The sequence below is a fragment of the Devosia sp. genome, from assembly GCF_034675085.1.
Classification (GTDB): domain Bacteria; phylum Pseudomonadota; class Alphaproteobacteria; order Rhizobiales; family Devosiaceae; genus Devosia.
Genome location: NZ_JAUCDN010000285.1, coordinates 1 through 4,122 on the forward strand (window position 1 = coordinate 1; position 4,122 = coordinate 4,122).

General features: G+C 65.8%; 5 protein-coding genes. 1 reads left to right on the top strand and 4 read right to left on the bottom strand.

Annotated features, from left to right (window positions below):
* The 4 genes from VDP82_RS14765 to VDP82_RS14780 all read right to left on the bottom strand — a co-directional run.
* Nucleotides 1–433: GNAT family N-acetyltransferase (locus VDP82_RS14765; RefSeq protein WP_323015600.1), on the bottom strand; the 433-nt coding region annotated here is incomplete at its 3' end.
* Nucleotides 411–1,748 carry a TCR/Tet family MFS transporter gene (locus VDP82_RS14770; protein WP_323015596.1) on the bottom strand — a complete coding sequence of 446 codons (1,338 nt, stop codon included), beginning with the start codon at nt 1,746–1,748 and terminating at the stop codon, nt 411–413. The genes VDP82_RS14770 and VDP82_RS14765, both read right to left, overlap by 23 nt.
* 118 nt (nt 1,749–1,866) lie before the next feature.
* On the bottom strand, nt 1,867–3,066 hold the full coding sequence (locus VDP82_RS14775) for an FAD-dependent monooxygenase (RefSeq protein ID WP_323015597.1): 1,200 nt from the start codon (nt 3,064–3,066) through the stop codon (nt 1,867–1,869).
* Between the two features lie 8 nt (nt 3,067–3,074).
* Nucleotides 3,075–3,320, bottom strand: a complete 246-nt coding sequence (locus VDP82_RS14780) for a zinc-finger domain-containing protein (protein WP_323015598.1) — start codon at nt 3,318–3,320, stop codon at nt 3,075–3,077.
* A 194-nt stretch (nt 3,321–3,514) separates the two neighbouring features.
* Here VDP82_RS14780 and VDP82_RS14785 point away from each other — a divergent pair.
* The coding region (locus tag VDP82_RS14785) for an alpha/beta hydrolase (protein WP_323015599.1) at nt 3,515–4,122 on the top strand (608 nt) is incomplete at its 3' end.

Below are 4,122 nucleotides of genomic sequence, written 5' to 3' on the forward strand. Positions count from 1 at the left end.
GGCGGAACGCGAGGGGCAGGGTGCCGACAATGGCGAAGCCCAGGCTCTGCCACAGGGCGAGGGCGCGGCTATTGGTGGACACCACGTGGTTGAACTGCATGGCGCGGAAGCCGCGCTCGCGGGCGCGATCCAGAGAGTGCAGGCACATGGCGCGGGCAACGCCCCGGCCTTGGGCGGCGTTGGCGGTCATGTAACCGCAATTGGCCACATGAGCGCCGCCGCCGCCCTGGTTGGCCTGGAGGTAATAGGTGCCTACGACCGCGCCGTCGATCTCTGCCAGCAGCACATCATGGGCGGGCAGGAACCAATAGGCGGTCATCGCCTCGTCATCGAGGGTCGGATCGATGGCGTAGGTTTCGCCGGCTGCCAGCACCGGCCTGACGATGGCCATGACGGCGGCGTGATCGGCTTCAGTTGCGGGGCGGATTCTGATCGGAGCTGTCATTGTCGAGCGGGGCTATGCGAACCTGGCCGGGAGGGGGAACTTCGGGCACCTGGGGATGGTCGGCGATGCTGGGGCGGTTGCCCAGGTCGAACCGCCAGGCGGCCACGGCGAAGATCAGCAGCGCTGCCGCCACACTGAAGCTGGCGGCGATGAAGGGCGCGCCGGGGAAATAGTCGGCCGCGCCGGGTGTGGTGGTGTAATAGGAAAATATCTGCGTGGCCGCCAGCGGGCCGATGATGGTGGCGAGCGAACTGGCGGCATTCACTGCGCCCTGCAATTCGCCCTGGCCATTATCGGGCACCTGGCGCGAGAGCACGCCGTTGATGGCCGGGGGTGCCAGCCCGCTGACCGTGCCGACCATGATGAAGAGATAGAGCATGTAGACTTCGCTGGAAAAGGCCACGCCGGCAAAGGCGGCGATGGCGGCGAGAAGCCCGATCATGGCGACGGCGGGCTCGCCCAGCCTGCGCGAGAGCGGGGCGACCAGCATGGCCTGGCTGATGGCGAAGCCAAGGCCGAAGGCGCCCAGTGTGCGACCGATATTGGAGGTGCTGAAATTGAACACTTCCACGGTGAAATAGCTGAACACCGTGGGCAGGGCCTGTGCGGCGAGCTGGAAGAAGAACAGCACCGCCAGGAGCCAGAGCACCGAAGGGTATTTGCGCAGCGCCATGACCGCCCCGAAGGGATTGGCGCGGCGGATGTCGAATTTGCGGCGGGAGGATTTCGGCAGGCTCTCGGGCAGGACCAGCAGGCCGAAGAGGAAATTGGCGAAGGCCAGCGCCGCAGCCGCGTAGAACGGCACGCGCGGCCCGATTTCCCCCAGTTCGCCCCCCACCACCGGGCCGATGATAAAGCCCAGCCCGAAGGCGGCCCCGATGAGGCCGAAGCGATGCGTACGCTTATGGGGCGGGGTGATGTCGGCCATATAGGCGGTGGCCGTGGCCAATGCCGCACCGGCGATGCCGGCGATGATGCGGCCAATGAAAAGATACCAGACGAAGGGGGCGATCGACATCATCACGTAGTCGAAGGTGAGCCCCAGCAGGGAAAGCAGCAGCACGGGGCGGCGGCCGAATCGGTCGGACAGATTGCCCAGGACCGGCGAGAAGACGAATTGCATGAAGGCATAGGCAAAGACCAGATAGCCGCCGATGACGGCGGCTTCGGCCACGCTGCCGCCGGTCAGGTCCTCAAGCAGTTCGGGCAGCACCGGAACGATGATTCCCACCCCGATCATGTCGAGCAGCACGGTCACCAGGATGCAGGCGAGTGTCAGGCGTGAGCGTGTCGCTGCTTGCATGCTGGAGGGCTAACTTTCGATGCGGAACGGATTTGCTTGCGTCGCGCAGTTGACACAGGCGAGCGCCGCTAGGCAAGTCCGAAGGGCTTTTGCGACCTGCCGCACCGGCCCGGCGCGATCAATTCTCATGGCCTGGCAGGGTGGGAAGACCTGGCGGCTGGGCGTCGTGGCCATAGAGCCAGGCGAGGCGCCCGATATGGCCGCGCGGCCCCTGAAGGCCGATGACGAGATTGCGGCCGAGGCTCAGCGGCCAGCCCATGTGGAAAATGCGGCCATTCATGGTCGAGATATCGGCCACGCGCTGCACACGCGGCTGCCGGATTGCGGCATATTTTTCAAAAGCCGTGGTGGCATTTGCCTCATGGACGAGCAGGGGGGCAAGCACGGCTGCATCCTCGATACCCATGGCCGCGCCCTGTGCCTGGAAGGGCACCATGCCGTGGGCTGCGTCGCCGATGATGCCGATGCGGCCCTTATGCCACAGGGGTGTCTCGACGCCGTAGAGCGGCCAGGGTGTCCAGGTCCGGCCGATGGCGGCGAGCAGCGCTTCGATGCGCGGGCTGCGCTGATGAACGGGAGGCAGGCCGGGTGCGTGGCTGTCATCGGGCAGGGTTTGCGGGGCCTGGGCGAAAAGGGCGAAATTGACCTGTTCGCGATGAGGCATGGGATAGCATACTAGATGGTAGCCCGGCCCGAACAATACCGAGACGCGGTCGAGCGCGATCTGGCTTGCTGCTGCCGAAAAGGGCGCCATTGCCCGCCAGGCGACGCGGCCGCGATATTGCGCCTGTGGGCCCGTTAGCATTTCCGTTCGGGTACGCGAACGGACGCCATCGGCGCCGATAAAGGCGCGGGCGCGCAGGGTCTGGCCGGCCAGGGTGACGGCCACACCGCTTTCATCCTGCCTCACCGCCCAGTCACCGGCGCCGAAGCGGATATCGATATTGGCGAATCGCCGCGTCGCCTTGTGCAGCACCTCAGCCAGATCGGCCCGATGCATGACCACATAGGGAGCCCCGAACCGTTGGCGCATGACCGCGCCCAGTTCCAGCGTCACCAGGGGCGTGGCGCGGCCATAGGGGTAGATGTCGATGCCGGCGGGCTCGAGGCTGTTGGCGCGCAGCGCCTCGTCCAGCCCCAGCCGGTCGAGTACGCGGCGGGCATTGGGGCTGACCTGCAACCCGGCGCCGAATTCGGAAAGGGCGGAACTGCGCTCCAGCACCGTCACCGAGGCACCGAACTTGGCCAGCGCCAGGGCCAGCGTCAGCCCGGTAATGCCGGCGCCGGCGACGATATAAGATTGGCCCGTGCCGGGCATGGCCGGTCTCAGGCTGCGTCGGAGACGAAAAGCGCCGAGGCGGGGTTGGCCTGGCCGGCGCCCAGGGCCGGGTTATAGGTATAGAGGGTGGAGCAATAAGGGCAGACGATGTCGTCGTCCTTGCCCATGTCCAGATAGATATGGGGATGGTCGAAGGGAGGCAGGGCGCCGACGCACTGGAATTCCTTGGAGCCGATCTCGATCTGGGAGAGGCCTTCGGTGTTGTGGAAATGCGGCGTTGTACCGTGTGCCATGGAGATAACCTGAGGGATGCTTTGAATTTGGCCGGACATTAGTGCAAGCCAATCGGCAAGGGAAGGCTCGGTGGCGTCGCAAGGGCTATTGATTTACGCCGCCATTCCCGCAAAAGCCAAGCAGGAAGCGGCGGATGGTCCGGCGCCGGAAGATGGAAAGCCAAACCATGCCGAATTTCCAATCTGGGGACCTGATGCTTGCCTATGAGTCCGTCGGGGAAGGGCCGCCGGTGCTCTGCATCCACGGCTTCGCCTCCAGCGGCAAGGTCAACTGGATCGATACCGGCTGGGTGGAAACGCTGGTGGGAGCGGGCTATCGCGCCATCACGCTCGACAATCGCGGCCATGGCGCCTCGGACAAGCCGCATGACCCCGAGCGCTATTATCCGCAGGACATGGCTGACGACGCGGTGGCGCTGCTCGACCATCTGGGCATCGAGCGGGCGGCGGTCCTGGGCTATTCGATGGGCGCGCGCATCGCCGCCTTCATGGCTTTCAGTCATGAAGAGCGGGTGGCCTGCGCCATTTTCGGGGGCATGGGGCTCAATCTCATCAACGGGCTGAGCGATGGCAATGACATCATTTCGGGCCTGCGCGCGCCTTCGCTTGCGGGGCTCACCCATCCCACGGCCCGGCAGTTCCGTATTTTTGCCGACCATACCGGCTCGGACCGTGAGGCGCTGGCCGCCTGCATGGAAACCTCGCGCCAGCCCATGGCGCGGGCCGATGTGCGGCGCATTGCCGTGCCGGTTCTGGTGGCGGTGGGCGAGGCGGACGCCATGGCCGGCGCCCCCGGGCCGCT

Bases quoted from the DNA above. Each gene is read 5' to 3' on its own strand.
- VDP82_RS14770 (WP_323015596.1), bottom strand. From the start codon at position 1,748: ATGCAAGCAGCGACACGCTCACGCCTGACACTCGCCTGCATCCTGGTG.
- VDP82_RS14775 (WP_323015597.1), bottom strand. From the start codon at position 3,066: ATGCCCGGCACGGGCCAATCTTATATCGTCGCCGGCGCCGGCATTACC.
- VDP82_RS14780 (WP_323015598.1), bottom strand. From the start codon at position 3,320: ATGGCACACGGTACAACGCCGCATTTCCACAACACCGAAGGCCTCTCC.